Source organism: Paraburkholderia graminis C4D1M, from assembly GCF_000172415.1.
GTDB classification, from domain to species: domain Bacteria; phylum Pseudomonadota; class Gammaproteobacteria; order Burkholderiales; family Burkholderiaceae; genus Paraburkholderia; species Paraburkholderia graminis.
In genome coordinates this window covers 91,151-110,564 of the sequence record NZ_ABLD01000007.1, presented here as the reverse complement: position 1 = coordinate 110,564, position 19,414 = coordinate 91,151, and the positions used below count along the sequence as shown (strand labels likewise).

The 19,414-nt window shown below is 62.8% G+C and carries 18 protein-coding genes and 1 pseudogene; 9 read left to right on the top strand and 10 right to left on the bottom strand.

Annotated features, from left to right (window positions below; genetic code table 11):
- Positions 1-11: 11 nt before the first annotated feature.
- Together BGRAMDRAFT_RS14600 and ptsP are read right to left on the bottom strand one after the other, a co-directional pair.
- Entirely contained in the window at positions 12-1,055 is a 1,044-nt protein-coding gene (locus BGRAMDRAFT_RS14600) for a 1-phosphofructokinase family hexose kinase (protein WP_006049538.1), read from the bottom strand.
- Positions 1,052-3,559 (bottom strand): phosphoenolpyruvate--protein phosphotransferase, encoded by a 2,508-nt coding sequence (gene ptsP, locus BGRAMDRAFT_RS14595; protein WP_006049537.1) that lies wholly within the window; start codon positions 3,557-3,559, stop codon positions 1,052-1,054. The genes BGRAMDRAFT_RS14600 and ptsP overlap by 4 nt, the downstream gene beginning before the upstream one ends.
- Positions 3,560-3,786: 227 nt before the next feature.
- Between ptsP and BGRAMDRAFT_RS14590 the strand changes: the two genes are divergently transcribed.
- On the top strand, positions 3,787-4,779 hold the full coding sequence (locus tag BGRAMDRAFT_RS14590) for a LacI family DNA-binding transcriptional regulator (RefSeq protein ID WP_006049536.1): 993 nt from the start codon (positions 3,787-3,789) through the stop codon (positions 4,777-4,779).
- Between the two features lie 157 nt (positions 4,780-4,936).
- Positions 4,937-5,329 carry a response regulator gene (locus BGRAMDRAFT_RS14585; RefSeq protein ID WP_006049535.1) on the top strand — a complete coding sequence of 131 codons (393 nt, stop codon included), beginning with the start codon at positions 4,937-4,939 and terminating at the stop codon, positions 5,327-5,329.
- A 255-nt stretch (positions 5,330-5,584) separates the two neighbouring features.
- On the opposite strand, the gene BGRAMDRAFT_RS14580 is transcribed toward BGRAMDRAFT_RS14585, so the two are convergent.
- Positions 5,585-6,040, bottom strand: coding sequence for a hypothetical protein (locus BGRAMDRAFT_RS14580; protein WP_006049534.1), 456 nt, complete (start codon positions 6,038-6,040; stop codon positions 5,585-5,587).
- Positions 6,041-6,420: 380 nt separating this feature from the next.
- Between BGRAMDRAFT_RS14580 and BGRAMDRAFT_RS14575 the strand changes: the two genes are divergently transcribed.
- Entirely contained in the window at positions 6,421-6,852 is a 432-nt protein-coding gene (locus BGRAMDRAFT_RS14575; protein ID WP_006049533.1) for a phasin family protein, read from the top strand.
- A 160-nt stretch (positions 6,853-7,012) separates the two neighbouring features.
- A pseudogene (locus BGRAMDRAFT_RS14570) lies at positions 7,013-7,354 on the top strand (DUF3443 family protein); the annotation flags it as partial.
- A 78-nt stretch (positions 7,355-7,432) separates the two neighbouring features.
- On the opposite strand, the gene BGRAMDRAFT_RS14565 reads toward BGRAMDRAFT_RS14570, so the two are convergent.
- Both BGRAMDRAFT_RS14565 and BGRAMDRAFT_RS14560 read right to left on the bottom strand, forming a co-directional pair.
- On the bottom strand, positions 7,433-9,280 hold the full coding sequence (locus BGRAMDRAFT_RS14565; RefSeq protein ID WP_006049531.1) for a hypothetical protein: 1,848 nt from the start codon (positions 9,278-9,280) through the stop codon (positions 7,433-7,435).
- Positions 9,281-9,517: 237 nt separating this feature from the next.
- On the bottom strand, positions 9,518-10,609 hold the full coding sequence (locus BGRAMDRAFT_RS14560) for a zinc-binding metallopeptidase family protein (RefSeq protein WP_006049530.1): 1,092 nt from the start codon (positions 10,607-10,609) through the stop codon (positions 9,518-9,520).
- Positions 10,610-10,804: 195 nt separating this feature from the next.
- Here BGRAMDRAFT_RS14560 and BGRAMDRAFT_RS14555 point away from each other — a divergent pair, with 195 nt between their 5' ends.
- A complete protein-coding gene (locus BGRAMDRAFT_RS14555) occupies positions 10,805-11,350 on the top strand; it encodes a DUF488 domain-containing protein (protein ID WP_006049529.1) in 546 nt (181 codons plus the stop codon).
- A gap of 30 nt (positions 11,351-11,380) precedes the next feature.
- On the opposite strand, the gene BGRAMDRAFT_RS14550 is transcribed toward BGRAMDRAFT_RS14555, so the two are convergent.
- From BGRAMDRAFT_RS14550 to BGRAMDRAFT_RS14540, 3 genes are all read right to left on the bottom strand, one after another.
- A complete protein-coding gene (locus BGRAMDRAFT_RS14550) occupies positions 11,381-13,180 on the bottom strand; it encodes a chloride channel protein (protein ID WP_006049528.1) in 1,800 nt (599 codons plus the stop codon).
- Positions 13,181-13,182: 2 nt separating this feature from the next.
- Complete coding sequence (locus tag BGRAMDRAFT_RS14545; RefSeq protein WP_006049527.1) at positions 13,183-13,599, bottom strand: MarR family winged helix-turn-helix transcriptional regulator; 417 nt, start codon at positions 13,597-13,599, stop codon at positions 13,183-13,185.
- A 93-nt stretch (positions 13,600-13,692) separates the two neighbouring features.
- Positions 13,693-14,859 carry an HPP family protein gene (locus tag BGRAMDRAFT_RS14540; RefSeq protein WP_006049526.1) on the bottom strand — a complete coding sequence of 389 codons (1,167 nt, stop codon included), beginning with the start codon at positions 14,857-14,859 and terminating at the stop codon, positions 13,693-13,695.
- A gap of 300 nt (positions 14,860-15,159) precedes the next feature.
- Here BGRAMDRAFT_RS14540 and BGRAMDRAFT_RS14535 point away from each other — a divergent pair, with 300 nt between their 5' ends.
- Positions 15,160-15,477 carry a DUF1840 domain-containing protein gene (locus tag BGRAMDRAFT_RS14535; protein WP_006049525.1) on the top strand — a complete coding sequence of 106 codons (318 nt, stop codon included), beginning with the start codon at positions 15,160-15,162 and terminating at the stop codon, positions 15,475-15,477.
- Positions 15,478-15,526: 49 nt separating this feature from the next.
- Here BGRAMDRAFT_RS14535 and BGRAMDRAFT_RS14530 read toward each other — a convergent pair whose 3' ends face one another.
- Positions 15,527-15,712 (bottom strand): hypothetical protein, encoded by a 186-nt coding sequence (locus BGRAMDRAFT_RS14530; RefSeq protein ID WP_006049524.1) that lies wholly within the window; start codon positions 15,710-15,712, stop codon positions 15,527-15,529.
- Positions 15,713-15,914: 202 nt separating this feature from the next.
- On the opposite strand from BGRAMDRAFT_RS14530, the gene BGRAMDRAFT_RS14525 reads away from it, so the two are divergent.
- Positions 15,915-16,445 carry a universal stress protein gene (locus tag BGRAMDRAFT_RS14525; RefSeq protein ID WP_006049523.1) on the top strand — a complete coding sequence of 177 codons (531 nt, stop codon included), beginning with the start codon at positions 15,915-15,917 and terminating at the stop codon, positions 16,443-16,445.
- A gap of 4 nt (positions 16,446-16,449) precedes the next feature.
- On the opposite strand, the gene BGRAMDRAFT_RS14520 is transcribed toward BGRAMDRAFT_RS14525, so the two are convergent.
- On the bottom strand, positions 16,450-17,796 hold the full coding sequence (locus tag BGRAMDRAFT_RS14520) for a class I SAM-dependent methyltransferase (protein WP_006049522.1): 1,347 nt from the start codon (positions 17,794-17,796) through the stop codon (positions 16,450-16,452).
- A gap of 232 nt (positions 17,797-18,028) precedes the next feature.
- On the opposite strand from BGRAMDRAFT_RS14520, the gene BGRAMDRAFT_RS14515 reads away from it, so the two are divergent.
- Together BGRAMDRAFT_RS14515 and BGRAMDRAFT_RS14510 are read left to right on the top strand one after the other, a co-directional pair.
- Entirely contained in the window at positions 18,029-18,922 is an 894-nt protein-coding gene (locus BGRAMDRAFT_RS14515) for a hypothetical protein (RefSeq protein ID WP_006049521.1), read from the top strand.
- 146 nt (positions 18,923-19,068) lie between these two features.
- A complete protein-coding gene (locus BGRAMDRAFT_RS14510; RefSeq protein ID WP_006049520.1) occupies positions 19,069-19,389 on the top strand; it encodes a hypothetical protein in 321 nt (106 codons plus the stop codon).
- Positions 19,390-19,414 lie beyond the last annotated feature (25 nt).

The following is a 19,414-nucleotide window of genomic DNA, read 5'->3' as shown; positions in this document are numbered from 1 at the left end:
CTCTTCCTGGCTTACACGGCTTGATGTTGGGTCACGCGCAGCGGGTTCGCGGCGACGCTGAAGGTGCGCAACTCGACTTGCGCGGCGAGCGCGTCGAGCGTCGCGCGATCCGGCAGATGCGGACCGACGCGCGCGAGCTTGCCCGCGGCGAACGCGGTGGCGCGCCGGCCGACCTCGTGCCACGGACGCTTTTCCGCGAGACTCGCGACGAGCCCTGCGACGAGCGCGTCGCCGGCACCGACGGTGCTTGCCACCGGCACGCGCAGCGGCGCGGCGCGCCAGCCTTCATAGGCTCCGGCACTCGCCGCTGCTTGGGAAGAATGCGCTTCGGAATGCAAGCGCGTCACGCCGAGCGCGCCGCGCTCGCCCAGCGAAACCACCACGTACTTGACGCCGCGTTCGGCCAGCTCGCACGCGGCCTCGATCAACGCGTCGTCGTCGGCGAGCGAACGGTCGAGCGCGGCTTCCAGTTCCGCGCGATTCGGCTTGACGAGATCCGGCAGCGCGCCGGGCTCGTTCGCCGCGAGCGCGTCGGCGAGCGGCGCGCCGCTCGTGTCGAGTGCGACCTGCGCGCCCGCCGCATGCAATGCGCGCGTGAGCCGCCGATAGAACGACACGTCCACGCCCGGCGGCAAGCTGCCCGCCAGCACGAACCAGCGGCCCGGCGCGGCGAGTTCGATCACGCGCCGTTCCAGTGCGTCGACGTCGGCCGCGTTCGGCAGCGAGGTCGCGAGATTGATGTCGGTGGTTTGATCGCGTGCGGTATCGACCAGCTTCACGTTAATGCGCGGACGCCCCGCGATTCGCACGAAGCGGTCGACGATCTGCTTGTCGGCGAACATCGCGTCGAACGCGGTTGCGTCGTCGCGACCGAGCAGGCCCGTGACGATCGTCGCAATGCCGTAGTCGGCGAGACAGCCCGCGACATTCACGCCCTTGCCGCCCGCGTTGAATTCGAGCGATGCCGCGAGATTGACCTCGCCGAGCGCGAGATTCGCGACGCGCACGGTCTGATCGAGCGCCGGGTTCGGCGTGACGGTGACGACCGTGTTCATGCGGCCGCCTTGATCTCGGTGGCTTCGAGCGCGCGAACCGCGTCGACGTCCTCGCAATCCAGCGCGCGGCGCGCGAGCGCCTGCAATGCGTCGAGACGCGACGCGCGCAGCCGCGACTTGACGGCGGGAATGTCGCGCGAGCTCATCGACAGTTCATCGACGCCGAGGCCCGCAAGAATCGACGCGCCGAGCGGATCGCCCGCGAGGCCGCCGCATACACCGACCCACTTGCGATGACGCCGCGCGCCGTCGACGGTCTGCTTGATCATGCGCAGCACGGCGGGATGCAGGCTCTCGGCCATGCGCGCGAGTTCGGGATGTTCGCGGTCGACGGCGAGCACGTATTGCGTCAGATCGTTCGTGCCGATCGAAAAGAAGTCGACGAGCGCGGCGAAGTGATCGGCAAACGCGGCCGCCGACGGCGTCTCGACCATGATGCCGAGCGGCACCTTCGGCGCGTCGAGTTCGGCGCGCACGGTTTCCGCGAGCGCGAGCGCCTGGCGCGCTTCGTCCAGCGTGGAGACCATCGGGAACATGATCCACAGCGGGCCTGTTTTGGCCGCGCGATAGAGCGCGCGCAACTGCGGCACGAACAGATCGGGACGGCGCAGGCACAGACGCAGCCCGCGCACGCCGAGAAACGGATTCGATTCGTGCGGCAGATTCAGATACGGCACCTGCTTGTCGCCGCCGATGTCGAGCGTGCGAATGATCAGATGACGTCCGCCGCTTGCTTCGACCATGCGCCGATAGCAGTCGTACTGTTCGTCCTCGCTCGGCGCATCGTGACGTTCGAGAAACAGGAACTCCGTGCGCATCAGGCCGACGCCGTCCGCGCCGTTCGCGATCGCGTCGCGCACCTGATCCGGACGCGTGATGTTCGCGCCGATTTCGAGCACGTGGCCGTCGAGCGTCGCGGCGGGAAGCGCGCGATTTGCCGCGGCGCGTCGAGCCTGCTCCGCGAGTTCGGCTTGCGTTTGACGCGCTCGCTCGAGGTCGCGCGCCGACACGCCGGCATACAGACGGCCGCTCGTGCCGTCGAGCACGGCGGCGCTGCCGTCCTGGATGTTCATCAACGCTGCGCCGCACGCGACCGCCGCCGGCACGCCGAGCGTGCGCGCGAGAATCGCGGTGTGCGAGGTCGGGCCGCCCGACACCGTGCAGAAGCCGAGCGTGACGGCGGGGTCGAGCATCGCCGTGTCCGATGGCGTGAGATCTTCGGCGATCAGGATGGCGGGCGTGTCGAAGCGCGTGTCTGCCGCGACGTTTTCGCCGAGGTGCTTGAGCACGCGCCGCGCGACGTCGCGCAGATCGGTCGCGCGCGACGCAAGCAGCGGATCGGGCAATGCGGCGAGGCGCGCGGCCTGACGTTCGGCGGCCTGATGCCACGACCACGCAACGCCGTGTCCGTCGAGCAGCAGGCGTGCGGCTTCGGCGAGCAAGTCGGTGTCGTTGAGCAGTTCGCGGTGCGCCGCGAAGATCGCGCCTTCTTCCGCGCCGAGGCGTGCGGTCGTGTCGCGTGTGAGCGCGTCGAGTTCGCCGGCGGTATGGCGCAATGCTGTGTCGAGCCGATGCGTCGCTTCGACGGTTTCTTGCGGTTGGTCCTGAATGTCGAGCTGCGCGGTGCGCATCACGCGGATCGGACCGATGGAAAAGCCGGGCCCGGCGCTGACGCCTTCGAACACCGTCGCCGGATCGGCCGGTTCCCACGACACCGGCTGCGCTTTCTGCCGACGTGCGCGCGCCGCGGCGGCGCGCTCGTGCTCTTCGGCGGACAGCGCCTCGATGGTGCGCTTGAGGGCCGTGAGCGCGTCGGCGGCGTCCACGCCTTGCGCCGACAGCACCAGTTGCGCGTTCGCGGTCGCGCCGAGCTGCAACAGGCTGACGAGATTTTTCGGATCGGCGGCGAGCTTGCCGTTGCGCACGCGCAAGGCGGCCTGATAGCGCTTCGCCGTGGCCACCCATGCGCTTGCCGGCCGCGCGTGCAGCCCGTGCGGATAGTCGAGCACCAGTTCCACGCGCTGCGCGAAATCGGCGGGCGTACTGTCGACGACGCTCGTCACCGGATCGACTGAGGCGCCGTTGAGCGCATCGACGATCAGACCCGGATCGCGTGCGTCGATGAGCGCGCGCAGCTTGTCCGCGTCGCCGATCAGACGCGTGAGGCGTTGCAGCAGCGCGATGTGTTCGTCCGACTGAGCGGCGATCGCGACGACCAGGTTGGCGCGCTCGCCGTCGTGCCACTCGACGCCCTCGGGCAATTGCAGCACCGCGACGCCGGTGCGCCGGATCAGATGGCGGTCTTCCTGCATGCCGTGCGGAATGGCGACGCCGCTGCCCAGATACGTATTCGAGACTGTTTCGCGAGCGTGAAGACTGTCGACGTAGCCGGGCTCGATATAGCCGGCCGCGGCCAGCAGTTCGCCCGCCTGTACGATCGCGTCGTGTTTCGAACTGGCCCGTGCGTTCAATCGAACCAGCTCCGCGGTAAGCAGCGACGGCATCGCGTCTCCTGAAATCGAATCGTTGAAGTGGGTGTTATTGGAATCGATACCACTTTGTCCGTCAAGCGTTGCCCGCAAGCGGCATAGTTCACTTGAAATGGCATGAACGCAGGTAGAATGGCTCGAAAGAGCCGAGCAGCCTGTGTCCGGCGACAGCGGGCAAATGCCGAGGTCGTCGGGCAATCCAGGGAAAATACCGAGCGATTCGAGGAATCGATACCACTTTCATGAATCTACGAATCAAGGATGTTGCGCAAGCCGCCGGCGTGTCGGTCACGACGGTTTCGCGCGTGCTGTCGAACAATGGGCCGGTGCGCGATGCGGTGCGTCAGCGCGTGCTGGGCGCGATCGAGCAATTGGGTTATCGGCCGAACGCGGCGGCGCGGCGTCTGCGTTCCGGCGATACGGCGACCATCGGCCTGATCGTATCGGACGTGCGCAATCCGTTTTTCACCGAAGTCAGCCGCGCCGTCGAAGACGCCGCCTATCAGCAGGGCTTGCGCGTGATCCTCTGCAACACGGACGAAAACGCCGAGAAAGAGGCCATGTATCTGCGGCTGATGGAAGAGGAGCGCGTCACGGGTTGCATCTATTCGCCGACGCACGACGCGGCGCAGCGTTTCAAGGCGCAGGCCTATGACTTTCCCGTGGTGATGATCGACCGCGCCGGGCCGGCGGGCAGCGCGGATGCCGTCGTGCTCGATAACCGCGACGCGGCGGCGCGCCTCGTCGAGCATCTGGTGGGGCGCGGCTACCGGCGCATCGCCGGGCTATTCGGCAACGCGAGCACCACGGGCCGCGAGCGTCACGATGGTTTTGCGCACGCGCTTGGCCGACACGGTTTGCCGGTGCTGGCGGAATTCGTCGAACCGAACCCGGCGAGCGCGCTCGAGCATGTCGGCGCGTGGCTCGCGCGCGACGCGGATACGCGGCCCGATGCGATTGTCGCGAGCAACGGGCTGTTGCTGCTCGGCGCGTATCGCGAGATGCGCGCGCGCGGCGTAACGCCTGGAACCGACATCGCGCTCGCCGGTTTCGACAACGACGCGTGGACCGACCTCGTCACGCCGGGCATCACCGTCGTCGCGCAGCCGGTGTATGAGATCGGCAAGATCGCCATGCAATTGCTTACCCAGCGTCTCGCCGATCCTTCCATGTCCACACGTTCGCTCGTGCTGCCTGGCGATCTCGTGGTTCGCGGGTCCACCGCGGCGCGCTAGCGCTTCGCGCTTCACCGGCCACGTTCATGGTGGCGCTCATGACCGAGCTAACGGCCATTTGGTATGCCACTTGCTGGATCGCGATGGTTTTTCTCTCGCCAATCGCTATTACATGTCAGCAACAACGAGTACCTGTCAAAGGTGGAGCGCCCGCCAAGTGCGGGTATTACACGAGGTGCCGCGTGTCCTCGTGGTCGACGACAACGAGGATGCGGCCGAAGCGCTCGCGACGTATCTATCGTATGAAGGTGTGGAAGCGCGCTCGGCGAACGGCTGTGACGAGGCGCTCGCGTGCGTAAAAGACTGGGTGCCCGACGTGGTCGTGCTCGACATCATGATGCCGGGGCGCGACGGCTACGAAACAGCAAGCGCGCTGCGCAGCTATCTGCCCACGCCGAGCCTCGGCATTGTTGCGTTCACTTCGCTCGATGAGGAACACGTGCGGGAGACCGGCCGCGGCCGACACAATTTCGACGGCTATTGTCAGAAGGGCACCGCGCCTAACGTGCTGCTCGCCTTGATGCGCACGCTGTGGCGCGAGAGAAACTGAGCATGCGATCGATCAGTGCAAGGCGAGCGTGACGATGCAGCACAGCACGAACACCAGCAACCCGGCGGCGACGGCCACATCGACTGGATAGCGCATGCTTCACCCGCACTGACGTTTAAACAGTCCTTATCCTAATCAACAGAGGGAAGACGAAAAAGCGGCCAGTGAACAGCAATGTGGGAGAACCAACGCTGCGCGAAGAACGTCGGCGCGAGCGTGTTTGCGGTAGCGCTTCCAGTTGCCGATGCGTGTTTGCTAGGGCTTGCTTTGCGGCGCGCGATCGAACGGCGGCCGCGGCAGCTTGTCGATTGCCGCGAGGTCTTCCGACAGGCTCGTGCGCAACGTGGCGATTGCCTGCTCGGGATTGGCGGGCTTCAACTGCTCGCGCGCGAGCGAGTCGTACACGTAGTGGCGCAGCATCGGATCCTGCGTTTTGTTCAGCACGTCGTGATAGACCGCGACGATGTCGCCCGGTCGTCCGCTCAGCGCGTAGAGACGGCGCAACTGTTCGAGATCGTTGACGACTGCGAAGCCGGGACCCATCGGGCCGATTGGACCGGCGGGCTCCATCGCGGCATGAGGTCCATGCGGCGCATCGCCTTGCGCGTGCGCGGGCTGCGGCGCGTTTTCTTCTGCCGATGCGGTTGTTGCCGCGATTGCGGCGAGGTTTATCGCGGCGGCCAGCGCCGCGCCCAATATCTGTTTTTTCATCACGTCGCTCCCATTCGACAAATGCCGGCGCGACAGTGCGCCGGTTCATCGAAAAGATAGACGAGACACCGTCGCCGCGGGTTACGAACGCGTGTCCGCACACTTACGAACTCTTGCTGCCGATGCGCGTGTGCATGCGGATGGAGACGCGCCGCGAAGAACTTCGCACGGCGCGTGGAACGGCGCATGCGCTGGCGCAATGACGTCGGATGGCGCATGATGGACGCAATGTGCCGTCCGACCCCGCAACCGCGCAGCGCGGCCGCAGGGGCGCGGCGCACCGGGAGCGCCTGCGTTTGCGTGTGTGTCTGTGTTTGCGTCGCGTGAATCATGCGGCGCAGCGCCGCCGGCGATCGTTCAACCGTAAAGGAGGATTTCGCATGGACCGACCTGATACCGCCAATCCGTTTGGCGATTTCACCAAAATGCTCGAGCAGTTCAAGCTGCCCGGCTTCGACGTGCCCGCCATCATGGAAGCACGGCGCAAGGATGTCGAAGCACTGGTTCAGGCGAATCAGACTGCGTTTCAAGGCATGCAGTCGCTCGCGCAGAAACAGGCGGAGATGTTGCGCACGACGCTGGCCGAGTTGCAATCGCTGACGACGCAACTATCGGCAAGCGGCAGCACGCCTTCGCCAAAAACCGCGGAGCTGATCCAGCAAAGCCTGCACAAGTCGCTCGCGGACATGCAGCAGCTCGCGCAGGCGGCGTATCAGACGCAAGCGGAGTCGTATGCGGTGATCGCAAAACGCGTCGAAGAAAACGTGCAGGAATTGCGCTCGCTTTTGCAGCAGCAACAGCAGAAGACGTGATTGCCCAGTAGTCTGCCGCTCGCGGACGGCTGATGCCGTTCGCAAGCCAGGCCGCGGAAGGTCGTCGAAATCCGGCGAACGTTTCGCGGCTTTTTCATGTGCCGCGCTCGTCGTTGCTCGTTTAAAGCGGCGGAAATTTCAGCGCGCGCTTACATCGTTCGCTTCGCTGCGTGCCACGGGGCTCCTTTTCGGAAGCAGCGTGTTGCCGGTTTGCGCGAGTCCGAACAACGCGTATTACTGCCCGTCTTCGACACAGCAGTTGAGCGCGATGATCGAAGGCGCGAACGGCGCGACGAGCGCGGTGAATTTCAGCGTGGCCAATGCGAATACGGTTGCGCAGACCTATGCCGGCGACTCCGCATTGCCGCTGCTGGCAGGGCCCGTTTTCGTGACATCGTCGATTTTCGATTGGGGCTTGCCGTTCTTCTATGGACGCAACGTGTACGCCGCCATCGAGCAGCAGGCCACACCGAGCGGCGTCGGGCCTTACGTCGCGTATTGAACCGTTGCGAGAGTCGGCCAATAAAAAAAGCCACACCGGCTTATAGGCCGGTGTGGCTCTCGTTTGACCTGCTGTTCTTTATTGCTTGTCCAACTCTTGTAGCAGCTTGAGTACGGATTTGCCGAATGCCTGCGGGCGGCCCTTAAAGATCCGCTCGACGGCTTTATCTTCGATCAGCCGCCGGCGCAGCGCTTCGCGTTCGTCGTGCTGTTCTGCGAGACGTGCTGCGGCTTTCACGTATTCGTCCTTGGAGTAGGTCGTGAGCCAGTCTGGCAGACCCGCGCGCTCGAAAAGTCCGCGGTCGATATGTTCGAAGACTTCCGGCCCGCAAAGATTGACGCCCGGCAGACCCATCGTGAATGAATCGACGATACCGTTGGTGTTGCCGAACGGGAAGGGGCTCACGAACATGTCCAGGCCGTTCAGTACTTTCAGATAGTTCGGATAGGAGAGCGAGCCGTACACGTCCACGTCGGATTCGGGCAGCGTTGCATGAATCGATTTCCTGACGTAGGCCAGATCGATGCTTTCGCTCCAGGCGGTCATGAAGTGGAAGTGCACCGGCACACGCGCTGTCTGCACGATCGCTTTACATGTCTCGAGAAAGTCCGGGTTGATTTTCATGGCGCTTGCCGTCACGCCGATATGCACGACGTCGCGACGTTCGGGAACGGATGCCGTGATGGGCGTCAGCAGTTTTGAAGGCACATACGGCTGTCCATCCTTCGGAAGACGAAGCAACTTCTCGCTGAAGCACGCCGGGTCGCCCACAAAATCGTCCTCGACACTCACATAGTCGATGTGCGCGGAATGCATGGTCGCGGGATGGCCGAGTCCGGCAATCTGCAACGGCGCAACGCGCAAGTTCGATAGAAAGATGGTGTGCGCGAACATGCCGACGCTCGGCATATACAGCACGTCGGGTCGTTCCCGCTCGGCGAATTCCTGAATCTGCCGAATGCAGTCGCCGATAAACTCCGGATGCTCGAACTCGATGAAGCGGTCGAAAACCGCGCGCCCGGTTTCGTCCACGTGCTGATCTTCGCCGAACGCGACGACTTCGAAATGTTCGCGTGCCGCGAGCATGGTGCGCGAATGCGTCCGGTAAATAGAATGGCCGCCGGAAAACCATTCGAGCACGACAAGCATGATTGGCTTGCGGCCTTTAACTGGCCTATGGGCAACGCTGGATTCAGGTCCCAACAACTCGAGGGTCTCCAGCTTTTTGCGTACCAGACGACTGATGCTGCGCTTGAGCTCATGCCGCTTCGGCGAAGTGGAATAGCTGCAGTGCATATACGAGCCGAAAACCGCGTTGGCCGGCAGATCGTCCAGGTCTTCTACCAAGTCGACCTTTGCCGGAAGCCATTCGAGCAGACGTTCGCGCTTGTCGTGCGCAGCGGGAGAGATATGTACCGCGGCACTGACGATTGAAATGGCGAGACTCGTCGCAAGCACGGGGTCGCACTTGTGAAGTTCCTCGAAATCGATGTCGTACTTCGAGCCGGACGTGTAGAGCACGAGTTGCTTGCGGGTCAATACGTCGCGAGCCGCGGCGTCGTCGCTGTCACGCGACGTCTCGAGCAGTTTCTCGACGATGTGGTCCGTCGAACCGTACGAACTCACCGCGAAAATCATATCGATCCAGGAACGGCCGCAGAACATGACGTTGATCCTGTCGGCGTCAAGCGCGTATTCCGGTGCCGAGAGCAGCGCAGTGAAGGCGTCCGCGATGCGCTGCAGCGTTTGCCGCGCGGCTTCGTCGTCGGCGGGATTCGGGCGGTTTTTCGCAAAGCGCTCGATACCGAGCCCGCCGCGATTTTGCCGCAGGGTGTCCAGCAGTGCGGCGAACTCTTCATGCGCGGCGTCGTAGTCGCCGGCGTGGACCTGGGATTCGAAACGATCGAGGGAAAATTGTGTGCTCATGGCCGTGGTCAGTAGTGAGCGGCTTGCGGTGTTCTGCGCGGCCGTCGTAATCAATGGAAAACGCGAGCGGCGGAAATGCGGGCAGCCTGGATCAGACTGCGACGCATGTCTCGTCGGCTAAATACGATTTTCAGAGATTTGAGCGGGCAGGTATCTAGGAGCAGTCTTATTTTTGAGACGGAACTCCTGGACGACTCCTGCAGGCCGGCGCGGCTGTGAGCGCGGACTCCGGCGCTGCTAGTGCTGTGCTGGCGGCGAAGCCGGCGATTTGTCCCCCGCTTCCGCGATCACTCGATGCACGAAGCGCAGTTTGTCCACGACGGGCGCGGCCAACGCGAATGGATAGCCGTCCGGCATGCCGAGGCTGCGATTCAGGCCGTTCAAGGCGTAGGTGAGCGGAAACCAGCGCTTCATGAGCGTATCGAAGCTCGCGTTTTCAACGGGCGTGCGGTCAGTCAGCGTGGGCTCGCGCGGATCGTCGGAAAGCAGCGCGATGCCATACGCGGTCGAGGTGTCGAGCACGTCGACGATCATCAGATAATGCGCCCATGTCTCCGCCCAATCTTCCCAGGGATGCATCGTTGCATACGCACTGATGTACGACGCCTGCCAGTCGGCCGGCGCGCCGACACGATAGTAGGTGTCGAGTGCGTCGCCGTAATTCGCGCGCTCGTCGCCGAAAAGCTCGCGGAACGCTGGGAGCCAGCGCGGATTGTTCGCTATCAGCCGGCTGAAATAGTAGTGCCCGGTTTCGTGGCGGAAGTGGCCGAGCAGCGTGCGATACGGTTCGCCCATTGCAGTGCGGACTTTCTCGCGATGCGCGTCGTCGGCCTCGGCGATGTTGAGCGTGATAAGCCCGTTGTCGTGGCCGGTCATCACACGCGAACCGTCGCCACTGTCTTCGAGAAATTCGAACGCGAGACCTTGCTGCGGATCTTGCCGGCGCGATTTGACGTCGAGACCGAGTTCGGCGAGCGTGTAAAGCAGCCGCCGTTTCGCCACTTCCAGACGATACCAGTAGAGCCGGTTATCCGGCGTGCTGAGATTCGGAATGGTGCGCGTCAGTTGGCAGGCGCGGCATAGCGTGTCGGGCGAATCGGCCGGAATCATCCAGTTGCAGACGTTTTCCACCGCGTAGTTGTGGCATTGCTTGTAAAGCGCACCGTCTGCTTGGGGATGCAGGCTGCGCCAGCGCGCTTCGCCCGCATCTTCAAACGCGCTGATTGCACGCAGTTGCGGCAGATAGCCGAGCAGTGCCGCGCAGCGTTCACAGCGGACGTTTTCGAAGAACACTCGTTGCGAGCAGCGGTTGCAGTGGAACGTTTTCATGACGAAGCTCGAGCGGTGAGTGGCCTGAAGTGCCAGTAAGAAGCCTGGGCTTTGCGCAATGTCCGTGCCGCGTTTCGCTGGCGTCGCCGGTTTCGGGCATGGCTGATGCGTGCTGAATGTGCAGCGAGTCAGGTAATCGGCCAACGCCTTGCTGGCAATATAATCCTTTGCATACTGCGAAGTCACGAGGTGATCATGACGCGGCCGTTTTTCACGATCGGGCATTCCACGCGCGCGCTTTCCGAGTTCATCGGTCTGCTGGAAAATTCGGACGTCGAAGTATTAGTCGACGTGCGCAGCATTCCACGTTCGCGAACGAACCCGCAGTTTAACCGCGATACGTTGCCGGAGTCGCTGGCGCCGGCTCATATCGACTACGTGCATCTGGAGGAACTGGGTGGGCGGCGCGGGCGCCGCAAGGACGAAGGTCCGTCTGTGAACGACTACTGGACGCATCCCGCGTTTCGTAACTACGCCGATTACGCAATGACGGACGCTTTTCAGAAGGGACTGGCGGAACTGCGGGAACTGGGGCATCGCCGACGTTGCGCGATCATGTGCTCCGAAGCAGTCTGGTGGCGTTGCCACCGGCGCATCATTACCGATTACCTGCTGATGCACGGCGAACCGGTGTGCCACATCTTGAGCGCGCAGCACGTTGACACCGCAACCATCACGCCGGCTGCACAGGCGCAGCCTGACGGCCTGCTGATCTATCGTGCGGATTCCGCTTCGCATTGAAGCGGAATCGTTGCGGCTAGCCGGTTGCGCTTAGCCGGCCTTGCCGATAGGAGCGAAGCGGCGTTTCGCGCGCGTCGGCGTCAAACGACGGAACCGCTCTTTCTTGTGCTCTTCTTCGAAGTAAGTGAGCGACGGCTTGACGAGATCGCTGCGCGAGACGATGCCAACAAGACGCATGGACTTCGAATCCGCCACGACGGGCAGCCGTTCGAGGCTGTGCACAGCAAGTCTCGTCGCAACCAGTCGGCATGTTTCGGTCGGCAACGCGAACACCGGCGAGCGCCGTTCGAAGACACTGTCTACGTTCATGGCAGTGCGCAAATCGGGGTTCTCATCGCGGAACTGTTCGAGCAATGCGCGATCGGCCACGCCGATTACCGCGCCTTCACGCACGACGGGATACGCGCGGCGAGTCTGCTTCGCGCCGAAGAAAGTGTCGAGCGCCGCGCCGACCGTCATGCCGGCATCGATCGAGTCGACCGAGGCGGTCATCACTTCATCCACGTGATGGCGCTCGAGCGGATCGACGCCGTACTCACGGTAGATGTGATAGCCGCGCCGCGCGATTTTTTCCGTCATGATCGAGCGGCGCATGGTCACGGTGGCGAAGCCATGCGCGACGAGCGTTGCAGTGAGCAGCGGCAGCAGCGCGTTGCTGTCGTGGGTGAGCCCGAAAGCGAACACGATTGCGGTGAGCGGCGCGCCGAGCGTGGCGCCGAGCGTCGCGGCCATGCACACGAGCGGCCACAACGCAGGCTCATTGCCCGGCAGCCAGTGCGAGAGGACGGTGCCGAGCCCCGCGCCGAGCATCAGCAGCGGGGCGAGCACGCCGCCGGACGTGCCGGAACCGAGCGCGACGACCCACATGACGGCCTTCACCGCGAGCAGCACGATTGCGATCTGCAACGCGATGTGCTGATGCAGCAGATCGCCGATCACGTCATAGCCCACGCCCAGCGCGCGCGGTTCGAGCCATCCGCCGATACCGACGACGATGCCGCCGAGCGCGGGCCACCACATCCAGTGAATCGGCAGTTTGCCGAAAAGATCTTCGGTCTTGTAGAGCGAGGCGGACAGTGCCGACGCCAGCGCACCGGACAAAAGCCCTGCAATCAGGCAGGAAAATAGCGACCAGCCATCGGGCGCGGCTGTTTCGAGCGGGAAGAGCGGACCCGTGCCGAAGAATGCCGCGCGAGCAAAACCGGCCACCGCGCAGGCCACAGCGACCGGCAGGAAACTGCGCGGCCGCCATTCGAACAGCAGCAATTCGACCGCCAGCAGCACGGCCGCCAGCGGCGTGCCGAACACGGCGGTCATGCCCGCGGCGGCGCCTGCGACGAGCAGCGTCTTGCGTTCCGCCGCCGTGACCTTGAAGCATTGCGCGATCAGCGAACCGAGCGCGCCGCCCGTCATGATGATCGGCCCCTCGGCGCCGAACGGACCGCCGCTGCCGATCACTATGCCCGACGACAGCGGCTTGAGCACCGCCACTTTCGGCGACATCCGGCTCTTGCCGAAGAGAATGGCTTCGATTGCCTCGGGAATGCCATGACCGCGGATTTTCTCCGAGCCGAAGCGCGCCATCAATCCGACAATCAGTCCACCGACTACCGGCACGCCAATGACCCAACCGCCCAGGCTGTTATGCGCCGGCGAATGTTCGGCGAATGACAGCGTGCCGAAGAAGAACAGGTTCGTGAACAGATGAATCAGATTGAGCAGCACGAATGCTGCCAGCGTACTGACCGCGCCGATGCACGCAGCGAGCGCGAAGATGCCTGGCAGCCGTGCGTTCGCGGAGAAGTCGCGCTTGTGGGAGTCCATGGTCATAGTTAGTCGAGGTCGATCTGGGGAACCTGGAACGCGCCTTTCAGCGATTTCAGCTCGGCGCGGTGCAGTTCCGCGAGTCTCGCAAGCACCCGCTCACCGGCTTTTTCAATGTGCACTTCAACCTGGCGGCGGTCGGTCTCGCTAGTCCGGCGGCGCACGAGCTCGAGCGCCTCGCAACGCGACACCAGCGCGACGACGCCGTGATGTTGAGCCTGAAGCCGCTCGGCCAGTTCGCCGACCGTTGCCCAGTCGCGCTCCGGATAGCCCTTGATGTGCAGCAGCAACAGATACTGCAGCGGCGTAATGCCTTCGCTCTGCGCGGCCTGTTCCGAGAACCGCTCGAAGCGCCGCATCTGATAGCGGAACTCCGACAGTTGCTCAAAGTCGGCTTTGCGCAGCCCGCGAGCCCGTTCTTTCATTGTTCGTCTGCCTGCTTGAAGAAGACAAAAATTATATCACAAAATGATGTAATCGACCGGTGCTATTCGTCTGCGGATAGCTTGCCGCAATCCTTACGCGGCCTGCTGCGCCTTCACCACGGTCTGACGATAAAGACCGGAAATCAGATCGACTTGCGTAATCATGCCGACTACATGTCCGGCGGCATCGAGTACAGGAATATGGTGGTGCCCGTAGTCCGCGAACATCGGCACGAGGTCCGTTATCGGCGCATTCACTTTGACGGTGCACACGTCGGTCGTCATCACGCTGCCCACGGTCGGCGCACGCAGTGCATCGCCGCGCAGCCAGCCGTCGAAATAGGCGACGAACGGCACGAACTGGCCAAAGATTCTTTTATCGACGAGGTCGGCACGCGTCACGATGCCGACCAGCGTGTGGTCCGCGTCGATCACGGGCAGGGCTTTGACCTTGTTGCGCTTGAGCAGCGCCCAGGCGGCGACCGCGCGCGTCGCCGCCGATACCGACACGACGTGGCGCGACATGATGTTCTCGCAGGTCAACTCGTTGAAGCTGCGCGAGAAGGCCTGAAGCTGCGTTTCGCGCAACAGCGATTCGAGGTCGTCCGGATCGATGTCGAGCATTTCGCTGCGCCGCCTGAGCACCGCTTCGAGGTCGGCGCGCGTGAAGCCGGCACGCGACGACGCGTCGGCCGCACTGCCCGGCGCGCTGCGTGCCGCGCGCACCGAATGCGGATAGCGGTGGCCCGTCGCCGCGTGATAGGCGATCGCGGCGGCCAGCAACGCGGCGGATTGCACGGCGATCGGCTCGAGCACGAAGCGGTAGCCGAGCGCATGAATTGCCGGCCCGCCGAGCACGGCGGTCAAAGCGACCGCGCCCGAGGGCGGATGCACGCAGCGAAGCGCGAACATGCCGCATATCGCCAGCGCGACTGCCAGCGCGGCCGCGAGTGTCGGGTCGGCAATCACGTTAGCGCAGGTCACGCCGATCGTCGCCGAAACCAGATTTCCGCCGATGATCGACCACGGCTGCGCCAGCGGACTTGCCGGCACCGCGAATAGCAGCACGGCCGAAGCGCCCATCGGCGCAACCAGCAGCGGAATGTTCGCGCCGGGTCCGAACAGCAGGTACATCGAGCCGCCGGTGAACGCGATGCCGATCAGCGCGCCCAGACAGGAACGCGCGCGCTCCTGCCATTGCACTGTGACTGGTACGGGGACGAAGCTGGACAGCCAGCGCAGGACGAGAGAGCGGGACAAGGTGCGAAAAAGGCGAGTGAGTGGATTGTGCTGGAGTGCGACGATACCAGGGAAACCCCGGGCAACGCGAATACCGTCTGGTCATGATTATATTTCAATATGATATAAACGGCCCGCGCGTCGGCAGACGACGAGGGGTTCCGATTCAGCGGGGCAGCGCATCAGTACGGCGTTGGGCTCCATTCACCAGCCGCGCTAGCGGCGCGATTTCACCTGTCATTTAAATCACGTTGCGATATAAATGTGATGGGTGCCTAACGGCACTCAACCGCGCTGCGTGCGTATGCAAAAGGAGCCATCATGCTGATCACTTTTCAATCCAGTGCGTCACCTGATGTGGTGATGCTTCGCGACCTCGCCCAATATCTATTGGGGCTGATCGGTAAGCGTCTGAACGAGCGGGGCGTGATCATGCACGACGAATTGCCCGCCGCGATTAACCGCCTGGAATCGGCCATTACCGAAGACGCCAGCGCGGAAGTCGCGCTCGAGGCGTTGCATCGCTCGCCTGGCAATCGGCGTGAGCCGAGCAATGGGCTTTCGCAACGTGCATGGCCATTTCTGGATATGTTGCGCGAGGCGCGCAAACGCGGCGCGGACATTATCTGGGGGCTGTAACCCCCGCCGTGCCGACGCGTTCTTCAGATGTTGCGGCCGCGTTTATCGGCTAGGTGAATAGCGGCACGGCTTCGATCAGCGCGAAGCCGACTAGCGCTCCGACCGTCGCGCCTATGAGCCGGGGATGCAGTCTCTGCAGGTGCAGCGTGTCGAGCAGCGCGCCGATCAGAATGATGCCGAGCAGCGCAAAGGCGACCAGCAGAAAGCCGATTTCGAAATCGTTGCCAATGATCATTTGATCCTCCCACGGGAAGCGCGACCGGCATCGACAACATGTTGCGCAGATCACGCTCGCATTCATTATATGTCATATTATGACGTATCAGGCGATGAGTAGTTGGAGGCCGTGCACAGCAGCGTTGCGGTCTACCTCGCTTATGCCGCAAAGCGGCATATACTGAATTGCGCAGGTTCGTTTTCCTTAGAGGAGGAACGACATGTCGGCCTTCAACCGCATTCTTCTCTGTTATGACGGAACCCGCGAAGGGCAGCACGCGCTTGCGGACGGTGCCCGTCTTGCGCAAGAACTCGCAGCGCAAGTGCATGTGCTCTCTGTCATCGACAATTCCGCGTGGGTGCAAGGCGCGGATATTACGTCGGCGATACCGGTGGATATGATTAACGATTCGGTCAAAAGCGTGCTCGACGAAGGCTTGAAAAAGCTGGCCGCCAAGGGCATTCACGCGACCGGGCACTTTGCGATCGGCGATCCGCTCGATCAGATTCCTTACTTCGCCAAAGAGCTGAACGTCGATCTGATTGTCGTGGGACATCATCGGGCCGGCCGGCTCGCACGGTGGTGGGGCGGCAGAACCGATGGCCTGTTGCTCGACAGGGTGAGTTGCAGCGTGCTCGTCACGATGGGGCCGGAAACCGAATCGGCCGCGGAATCGGCCGCGGAATCAGCCGCTGAATCACGCGGTGCCGCGAGTCCCGGCGAAACGACGTCTCCAGTCGAGCATTCGTGACGCCTCAATCGATCTGCTCGCCGCCGTTCGCGTGTTCCAGTTCATTCACCTGATCGATCGCGGCGTTGCGGGCATAGATGTACGCGCGATTGAATGGATAGTCGCTGCGGGTCCACGGCAGGCGGCCGGCCGATTCGTCGTGTATTGTCGCCGGCTCTGCGGGACGCGATGCAACGATCTGAAACAGCGACGTCCAGCCGCGTTCGAATCCCATTGCCGACCCGGCGAGATACAGCCGGTACGCGCGAATGATCTTTTCCGCGTCCTCGCCGAGAATGCGGCGCGCTTCGTCGATATGCGCGTCGAGCGCATCGGCCCAATGCCAGAGCGTGCGCGCGTAATGCGGGCGCAGGCATTCCGCGTCGACCGCTTCGAGATTGCCGCGCGTCATCGCATCCATCATGACGCTCACGTGTACGAGCTGGCCGCCCGGGAAAATATATCGGTCGATGAAATCGCCCATGCCTCCGCCGACTTCTCCGTTTTCCACGCCGCCGGCGGTAATGCTGTGATTCATCATAAGACCGCCGGGTCGGAGCAGTCGCCGCATCTTGGCAAAGTACAAAGGCAGGTTAGGGCGGCCGACGTGTTCGCACATGCCGACCGAAGCGATCTTGTCAAAGGGCGCCGATTCGTCGACGTCGCGATAGTCCTGAAGCAGCATCGTGACGCGCCCTTGCAGTCCTTTTTCTTCGATGAGCCGGCTGACGTACGCATGCTGGTTCTTCGACAGCGTAATGCCGGTAGCGGCAACACCGTAGTGTTCCGCGGCCCACAGCAACAGCGCGCCCCAGCCCGCGCCCACGTCGAGAAAACGTTCGCCGGAGCGCAGCATCAGTTTCTTGCAGATGTGATCGAGCTTTGCCTTCTGTGCGTCGGCAAGCGACATATCCGGTGAAGAAAAGTAGGCGCACGAATAAACGCGCAGCGGATCGAGCCACAGCGCGTAAAAGTCATCGGAGATGTCGTAATGGTGCTGAATCTGCGCGGCGTCTTTTGCACGGCTATGATGCGTGCGCTCCCAGACCGCGCGTCGCGTGCGGCTCACGCGATCGAGCAGCCATCCATGCGATTCGTGCGTAGGGTCGCCGCGCAGCAAAGCCGGCGCGGCGGCCATCAGGTCGTGCATGTCGCCTTCGATTTCCAGCCGGCCTTCCACATAGTCTTCCGCGAGCCGCCCGATCGCGCCCTGCCGCAGGTGCAGCAGCGCCCGCATGTCGCGAATCTCAAACGACAGACGCGGTTCTCGCGCGCCGATACGATGGCCGTCGGGCAGCGCGACGGCGCAGGGCACCGGCATGCCGGCTATCTGCTGTTCTGCGGGCGAACGCAAAAGGCTCCAGAGCGTCATGGCGTCGACTCCTCGTGAGAACTTTCGTGTTTCTGGGAAGCATCATTCGTGCCGCGACAAACGAGCTAAGCAACGCTGTATAAGCAATCGAAAAACGTTGACATAGCAACCAGCGCATTCGCTATTAGCCCGCCTTTCCCCTCATTGCAAAGCTTTCATTGCAGTGACAGGATGCTTACATGCAGGGCGTCGATGCGGACGCCCCGCGCATTTCATCAGACGTCGACACATCATGCAGCGCAGGGACTTCGTACTCGCAGCGTTAGGCACGGCCGGCATGCTCGGCCGCCCGCCGGCCATGTCGACAGCCGACTTCGAGATCGTGTATCCGCGAATCCGCACTGGCGGCGAGGTGCACGCGGCATTCGCACTCGCGGTATTGGATCTGGCCATGAAGACGGCCAACGTCACCTACTCGATTCGTCAGGCCGATGTCGCGATGGAGCGCCGCCGCGCGTTAGCCGAATTGGCCGACGGCAATTCGATCAATCTTCTTTGGACGAGTATGGACAGGCGCGCCGAAAGCGGCCTGAACGTGGTCCCTATTCCGGTGAATCGCGGCTTGATCGGTTATCGCCTCTTCGTCATAAGAAAAGACCGGCAAGCCCAATTCGACCGCGTTCAAAACCTCGCCGATCTGCGACAGTTGACGGCCGGCCAGGGGCTCGGCTGGGTCGACACCGACATTCTGCTCGACGCCGGTTTGAAGGTCGAAACATCGAGCACCGACACGCTCTTCGCGATGACGCGCGCCGGGCGAATAGATTATTACCCCAGGGGACTCATCGAGGCGTTTCCCGAAATTGAAGCGCACAATCGGATCGACCCTGAATTGACGGTGGAAAAACGTTTGCTATTGAAGTACCGGTCCGACTTTCTGTTTTATGTCGCTCGCCGGAATCCGGCTTTGGCATCGACAATCGAGCGCGGCTTCATGGCGGCTTATAAAAACGGCTCGTATATGCGGCTGTTCAATGCGCATCCGTACATTCAGGGTGCGTTGGCGCAGGCCGATTTGCGCGAGCGGACAGTGATTGAACTGGAGAATCGCTATCTTTCCGCAGCAGACCGAAAGATTCCGGAAGAGTACTGGATGCAGTGGCCAATTGTGGCGCGCAACCGCTAGGACAATGGCAATCTGCGAGCCGGGTCAGGATTTCCTTACCCGCGAATCGGGATACCCCTGGCGCATTCTCCGCGCTGACTGACTGCCGTGCGATGCGCTTCGTTCTATGATGAGCGGGTCAAAATGGCCTAACCGGATGAGCAGAAATGATTCCGTATCTGTCGCAGCGCGAAAACGAGGTGGAGCATATCAATTCGATCTGCTTCCGGCTATTCGATATCTGGTGCGAACGACGCTGCATCACGCCGCTGGGGTATCTGCTGCATTGCTGGCCGCTGGTCGACAGCGGACCGAAGGCGATCAGGCGAGTAGGCGAAACACTGCGGGAATTGCGCAAGTCTCATCATACGGAACTGGATGGCGACGTCGCGGCAATGCTTCGCGAACTGGCCGATTGCGTGGACGATCTCCTGCTTCGCGCAGTGCACGAGCCGGCAGGGGCAACCGGAATCCGGCTGTCGTCGTGAGTCGAATGCAGCACGCTTGGCACGC

Coding starts and splice junctions, on each gene's coding strand:
- BGRAMDRAFT_RS14600 (WP_006049538.1), bottom strand. CDS start 1,055: ATGAACACGGTCGTCACCGTCACGCCGAACCCGGCGCTCGATCAGACC.
- ptsP (WP_006049537.1), bottom strand. CDS start 3,559: ATGCCGTCGCTGCTTACCGCGGAGCTGGTTCGATTGAACGCACGGGCC.
- BGRAMDRAFT_RS14590 (WP_006049536.1), top strand. CDS start 3,787: ATGAATCTACGAATCAAGGATGTTGCGCAAGCCGCCGGCGTGTCGGTC.
- BGRAMDRAFT_RS14580 (WP_006049534.1), bottom strand. CDS start 6,040: ATGAAAAAACAGATATTGGGCGCGGCGCTGGCCGCCGCGATAAACCTC.
- BGRAMDRAFT_RS14575 (WP_006049533.1), top strand. CDS start 6,421: ATGGACCGACCTGATACCGCCAATCCGTTTGGCGATTTCACCAAAATG.
- BGRAMDRAFT_RS14565 (WP_006049531.1), bottom strand. CDS start 9,280: ATGAGCACACAATTTTCCCTCGATCGTTTCGAATCCCAGGTCCACGCC.
- BGRAMDRAFT_RS14560 (WP_006049530.1), bottom strand. CDS start 10,609: ATGAAAACGTTCCACTGCAACCGCTGCTCGCAACGAGTGTTCTTCGAA.
- BGRAMDRAFT_RS14555 (WP_006049529.1), top strand. CDS start 10,805: ATGACGCGGCCGTTTTTCACGATCGGGCATTCCACGCGCGCGCTTTCC.
- BGRAMDRAFT_RS14550 (WP_006049528.1), bottom strand. CDS start 13,180: ATGACCATGGACTCCCACAAGCGCGACTTCTCCGCGAACGCACGGCTG.
- BGRAMDRAFT_RS14545 (WP_006049527.1), bottom strand. CDS start 13,599: ATGAAAGAACGGGCTCGCGGGCTGCGCAAAGCCGACTTTGAGCAACTG.
- BGRAMDRAFT_RS14535 (WP_006049525.1), top strand. CDS start 15,160: ATGCTGATCACTTTTCAATCCAGTGCGTCACCTGATGTGGTGATGCTT.
- BGRAMDRAFT_RS14530 (WP_006049524.1), bottom strand. CDS start 15,712: ATGATCATTGGCAACGATTTCGAAATCGGCTTTCTGCTGGTCGCCTTT.
- BGRAMDRAFT_RS14525 (WP_006049523.1), top strand. CDS start 15,915: ATGTCGGCCTTCAACCGCATTCTTCTCTGTTATGACGGAACCCGCGAA.
- BGRAMDRAFT_RS14520 (WP_006049522.1), bottom strand. CDS start 17,796: ATGACGCTCTGGAGCCTTTTGCGTTCGCCCGCAGAACAGCAGATAGCC.
- BGRAMDRAFT_RS14515 (WP_006049521.1), top strand. CDS start 18,029: ATGCAGCGCAGGGACTTCGTACTCGCAGCGTTAGGCACGGCCGGCATG.
- BGRAMDRAFT_RS14510 (WP_006049520.1), top strand. CDS start 19,069: ATGATTCCGTATCTGTCGCAGCGCGAAAACGAGGTGGAGCATATCAAT.